Source organism: Streptomyces hilarionis (assembly GCF_024539675.1).
In the GTDB taxonomy this organism is placed as follows: Bacteria; Actinomycetota; Actinomycetes; order Streptomycetales; family Streptomycetaceae; genus Streptomyces; species Streptomyces hilarionis.
Genome location: NZ_JAHHIT010000904.1, coordinates 1 through 235 on the forward strand (window position 1 = coordinate 1; position 235 = coordinate 235).

1 protein-coding gene is annotated in these 235 nt (G+C 54.0%); it reads left to right on the forward strand.

Translation table 11 applies throughout. From position 1 onward, the window contains the following. Positions 1 to 235 (forward strand): hypothetical protein (locus KMS84_RS44910; RefSeq protein WP_256921684.1); only part of this gene is annotated, 235 nt, incomplete at both ends.

Sequence of the window (235 nt, forward strand, 5' to 3'; positions counted from 1 at the left end):
GCTTCGAGACGACGGCCTGCCCAACAGCGCCGGCCTGGCGATTGAACTGCATATCCCTCAGTCATCGAAACGAATCGACTTTTTGCTAACAGGCCGCGATGAGAATCAGGCTAAAAACGCGGTATTGATCGAACTTAAGCAATGGAGCAAGGCCAGCGCAACCACCAAGGATGCGATAGTCAAAACGGCGCTGGGTGGAGGTCTTGTCGAAACCATTCATCCGTCCTACCAGGTC